The following is a 3,862-nucleotide window of genomic DNA, read 5'->3' as shown; positions in this document are numbered from 1 at the left end:
CGGTGAAGCAGAAGGGCGGTTCCTGCAGAAAGGCGAATCTCATTTTCAGATCTTCGGATTTTTGCGGCTCAGAAGCGCACCGAGAGCGCTTCCAATCCATGAAAATGATAGGTGTCGCGGAAGCGCGGCTCTTCCGTCAGGCCTAGATCCGGCAGCCGGTCGAACAGCGTCTTCAGCGACACCTGCAACTCCAGCCTGGCCAGCGGCGCGCCGATGCAGAAGTGGATGCCGGCGCCGAACGACACGTTCTTCTGGTCCGTCCGCGCCGGGTTGAATGTGGCCGGTCCGGCGAAAGCCAGCGGGTCGTGATTGGCCATGCCGAGCAGCAGCGCCACCGTCTCTCCGGGCTTGAGCAAAATGCCCGGAGCAGCTTCCATCTCTTCATAGGCATAGCGCAGGAACATGTGCAGCGGCGCATCGTAGCGCAGGCATTCCTCGACCGTGGCGGCATTGGCCTCCGGTGTTGCAAAGAAGCGGCGCCCATCGCCGCCCTGCGCGAGGATCGTTCTCACGGCATTTCCGGTCTGGTGCACAGTCGCTTCGTGCCCTGCGTTGAGCAGAAGGATAGCTGAGGAAACCAGCTCCTCCTCCGAGAGCTTCTGGCCGTTGTCCTGCGCCTCGATCAGCAGCGAAAGCAGATCGTCGTCGGGTCTCTTGCGCCGCTCGGCGACATAGCCGCGCAGGAAAGCCGCGAAATCGTGCGCGGCGCGGTTGGCCGTCTCCTCGGTCTCGCGCGTGCGGCCGTGCATGTACATGGCGACCATCTGATGCGACCAGTCGAGCAGTTGCGGCCCCATCTCGACCGGAACGCCGAGCATCTCGGCGATGATGGTGATCGGCAAGGGCGAGGCGTAAGCGGGCAGAAGATCGACGGAGCCCGGCTCGAAGCGGTCGATCAGCTCATTGGCCAGAGCCTCGATGCGCGGCCGCAGCCGCTCGACCTGGCGCGACACGAAGGCCCGATTGACCAGTGTCCGCAACCTCGTGTGCACCGGCGGCTCGAGCTCAAGCATCGAATTGGCTTCGATGGCGTCGAAGGCGGTCAGGTGCGAACGGTCGCCGCCAACCCCGCGGCTGTCGGGAATGCCGGCCGGGTTCTGGCGGCCGAAGCGACGATCGCGAAGCAGGCGGTTGACGTCGTCGAAGCCGCCGAAACACCAAAAACCATAATTCTCCCAGAAGAAGGCGTTCGAAGCGCCGTGCAAGAAGGCGTAGCCCTCATACGGGTTCTGCACAAAGGCCGGTTCATGCGGGTCGAGGCGCAGGCGGCGGCTGACGGGGTCGAACGTGAGATAGGGTGGCATCATGTTCGACCAATAGCGCGCCTTGCCGGCCCGATGCCAGACCGCATCGCCGAGCCGGTCGTGCCGATATATTGAGCCAGGCTGGCCGCTGGAGAGGAAGAGCGGGTGGCGCGCCCATGGCTCCGGCGCAGCGCTTCAGCGTCCCGTTTTCAGGATACCGGCCACCTTGGTGGCGATCGCGGCATCGAGCACCTGCCAGTTCCCGAGCAACTCGCGCGGGAAGCGGTAGGTGAGGCTGAGATCGTCGCCGACCTGGATGTCGCGCTCGCAGGGGGCCAGCGATTCCTCGGCACTTGGGCCGCTCAGGCAGCGGGCGACGAACGGGTCTTTGCCGGGGCGGTCGGCGACCGCCAGGACCTCGTTGAGATAGCCCGATTTCTCGGCGAAGCCGTAGAGCGTCGTCCCGCCCGGGCCGGGTGTGCCCGGCTTGACGATCAGGGCGCTGTAGATCGGCGCGAAACGGCCGCTCATGTCGCGCGACATCATCCGCGGCTCGAATGACAGGAAGATGATCTTCCTGGTCGTGGTGTGGTTGAAGTCGCCGCGCGCGGCGGTGCTGTAGCCGTCCATTTCAGGATAGCGCAGATAAAGGTCGAGGCGCGAGGCGTTTCCGTCGCGCCTGGCCTGGTCGAAGCGGATGAAGTTGGCCGGCACACTGATCACATTGTTGCCCATGACGACCTGGCGCACGGTCGTGTCGTCGGTGTAGCCGGCCATGGCGATCGACCGGCCGAGCCATTTGCCGCCGAGACTGATAGCCACCGAAAGCAGGGCGAGCGCCGCGAAGACATAGAAGACCCGCTTCATCAAGGTCGAGTCGACAACCTCGAATTCCTCCGCGGCGGCTGCCTCTCTCATCCCAATTCCCCGATCCGCTCACCTGTCCTCAGGTGGCACAACTGGCGCGGCATGGCTCTTGCAGCGCGTCGGCACGACTGTGCGGTCTCATGGTAAACGGTTGGTAAAGATGGATCTCATGCTGCTCCCTCTCTACGCTTTTGCGGTCGGCCTGACGGCTTGCGGCCTCGCCGGCTCGGCGATGGAAATCGTCTGCGGTGGCCGGCTGGCCTTCGCCGAACCCTATGTCACGCCTGCCCATATTGTGCGCTCGCTCGCGGTGACCGCCTGCGCCGGCCCGTTCATGCTCACCAATGATGCTCTGGCTGCGCGGCGCGAGGGACGCATCGGCACGCTGGCGCTGCTTTCCTGCGGCTGCACGGCGATTGCCTGGGCACTGGCGCTCGGCATCGTGCTGATCACCATTGCTTCCTGGGCAACGGGTCTCCTAAGCTCCGCCGAATTCTCGGCTTGAGACGAATCGGAGAAAAGATGCCGATCTATGCGATCGACGGGAAGGCGCCCCGGTTCGAGGACGCCGAAACCAATTGGGTGGCGCCCGACGCCACGCTGATCGGCGATATCGCGATAGGCCGCAATGCCGGCTTCTGGTTCGGCGTCGTCATCCGCGGCGACGGTGAAACGATCACCATCGGCGCCGACACCAATGTGCAGGAACATACGGTCATGCACACCGATCCGGGCTATCCGCTCAGCATCGGGCAGGGCTGCACGATGGGTCATCGCGCGCTGCTGCATGGCTGCACGGTCGGCGACAACAGCCTGATCGGCATGGGCGCCATCGTTCTCAACGGCGCGAGGATCGGCAAGAATTCGCTGGTCGGCGCCGGCGCCTTGGTGACCGAAAACAAGGTTTTCCCGGACAATTCGCTGATCGTCGGCTCGCCCGCCAAGGTGATAAGGGTGCTGGATGACGCGGCAATCGAGAGGCTGCGGGTCTCGGCCGCGCACTATGTCGCCAACGGCAGGCGCTTCAAGACCGGATTGAAGGAACTCTGAGAGCGGTTCAGTCCGCCGCTTCGCCGGCGACCTTATCAACTGCGTCGGGACATCGCCTCACGCAGTAGCGACGCCCCCGCTTCGAAACCGGCGTGGTCTGCACCTTCCAGGGCGGTTTCATAGTCATCGATGCGCGTCCTGAGCGATGGATCCGCGCCCGACGCCAGCAGCAGGCGGATTGCCTCGGCGTCGCGTTTCGCCACCGCGTAATGCAGAGGGGTCCAGTCGTTGACCCCGCGCATGTTCGGGTCGGCGCCCTGCTCGAGCAGGATCTGGATAAGCTGTAGCCTGTCCGACCGCTCGGTGGATAGCGCGGCGATGATCGACGGGAAGCCGGCGGGATCCTCGTAATTCGGATTCGAACCTGCATCAAGCAACGTGGCGATGAAGCCGGTCGGGCTCCAATAGATCGCATACTCCAACGGATGGCCGAGGCCGAGCTCGAACGGCATCCTCTCGTCGTACCATCGCGCGGAGCCGCCGAGCGCCTTGCCAAGCCCATCGAAATCGCCGGCCTTGAAGGCGTCGTCTATCGCCTTGAACAGCTTGGCGCGCTCACAGCGGTCGTCAGGGATTTCCAGCATCGCCGTCCATCCAAAAATAAACGGCCATAGTGCTCCGGTCTGCCGTTACGAGAAAGGCCCGCAGGCGGCGGCAAAAAAAGCGGAGCCGGCCCGGGGACAGGGCCGGCTCCTAAAACC

Annotated in this window: 5 protein-coding genes; 2 read left to right on the top strand and 3 right to left on the bottom strand. The window is 64.2% G+C overall.

Translation table 11 applies throughout. The features are described from left to right. Positions 1-68 precede the first annotated feature (68 nt). Together EOA60_RS22740 and EOA60_RS22735 are read right to left on the bottom strand one after the other, a co-directional pair. A complete protein-coding gene (locus EOA60_RS22740; RefSeq protein WP_095824719.1) occupies positions 69-1,307 on the bottom strand; it encodes a cytochrome P450 in 1,239 nt (412 codons plus the stop codon). A gap of 132 nt (positions 1,308-1,439) precedes the next feature. Beyond that, entirely contained in the window at positions 1,440-2,162 is a 723-nt protein-coding gene (locus EOA60_RS22735) for a hypothetical protein (protein WP_095801298.1), read from the bottom strand. A gap of 109 nt (positions 2,163-2,271) precedes the next feature. Between EOA60_RS22735 and EOA60_RS22730 the strand changes: the two genes are divergently transcribed. Both EOA60_RS22730 and EOA60_RS22725 read left to right on the top strand, forming a co-directional pair. Next, complete coding sequence (locus tag EOA60_RS22730; protein ID WP_095801299.1) at positions 2,272-2,616, top strand: hypothetical protein; 345 nt, start codon at positions 2,272-2,274, stop codon at positions 2,614-2,616. Between the two features lie 17 nt (positions 2,617-2,633). Then, the gene (locus EOA60_RS22725) at positions 2,634-3,161 is read left to right on the top strand and encodes a gamma carbonic anhydrase family protein (protein WP_095824718.1); all 528 of its coding nucleotides are present in this window, start codon (positions 2,634-2,636) and stop codon (positions 3,159-3,161) included. A 35-nt stretch (positions 3,162-3,196) separates the two neighbouring features. Here the strand turns inward: EOA60_RS22725 and EOA60_RS22720 are convergent, their stop codons facing one another. Continuing rightward, complete coding sequence (locus EOA60_RS22720) at positions 3,197-3,745, bottom strand: ankyrin repeat domain-containing protein (RefSeq protein ID WP_067330139.1); 549 nt, start codon at positions 3,743-3,745, stop codon at positions 3,197-3,199. Positions 3,746-3,862: the final 117 nt, after the last annotated feature.

The sequence above is a fragment of the Mesorhizobium sp. M1A.F.Ca.IN.020.06.1.1 genome (assembly GCF_004023265.1).
In the GTDB taxonomy this organism is placed as follows: domain Bacteria; phylum Pseudomonadota; class Alphaproteobacteria; order Rhizobiales; family Rhizobiaceae; genus Mesorhizobium.
This window is presented reverse-complemented; position numbering and strand designations above follow the sequence as displayed.

Excerpts from the sequence above, each read along its gene's own strand:
- EOA60_RS22720 (WP_067330139.1), bottom strand. The coding sequence starts at position 3,745 with ATGCTGGAAATCCCTGACGACCGCTGTGAGCGCGCCAAGCTGTTCAAG.
- EOA60_RS22730 (WP_095801299.1), top strand. The coding sequence starts at position 2,272 with ATGGATCTCATGCTGCTCCCTCTCTACGCTTTTGCGGTCGGCCTGACG.
- EOA60_RS22740 (WP_095824719.1), bottom strand. The coding sequence starts at position 1,307 with ATGATGCCACCCTATCTCACGTTCGACCCCGTCAGCCGCCGCCTGCGC.
- EOA60_RS22735 (WP_095801298.1), bottom strand. The coding sequence starts at position 2,162 with ATGAGAGAGGCAGCCGCCGCGGAGGAATTCGAGGTTGTCGACTCGACC.
- EOA60_RS22725 (WP_095824718.1), top strand. The coding sequence starts at position 2,634 with ATGCCGATCTATGCGATCGACGGGAAGGCGCCCCGGTTCGAGGACGCC.